The sequence below is a fragment of the Streptomyces sp. NRRL F-2664 genome (assembly GCF_000719345.1).
Lineage (GTDB): Bacteria > Actinomycetota > Actinomycetes > Streptomycetales > Streptomycetaceae > Streptomyces.
In genome coordinates, this window is sequence record NZ_JOFX01000652.1 from 1 (window position 1) to 207 (window position 207).

General features: G+C 72.0%; 1 pseudogene. It reads right to left on the bottom strand.

What is annotated here, in order from left to right:
* Positions 1-207 (bottom strand): annotated as a pseudogene (locus tag IF89_RS40500) (hypothetical protein); the annotation flags it as partial.

Below are 207 nucleotides of genomic sequence, written 5' to 3' on the forward strand. Positions count from 1 at the left end.
GACGCCCTTCACCCCGGCGACCTGGAGGGTGACGACCCCGCCGGGGCCGACGCGCTGCTTGGTCGCGCCCGTGCCGTCACGGGTGTCCAGGAACCGCGCTGGGGTGATCGGGTTCAGCGCGGAGCCCGCGCCGGCCTTGTCCGTGTAGTACCCCGTCACGTCGGCGATCAGGTCCACCGAACCGGCGTTGTTGCGCAGGTCGACCTT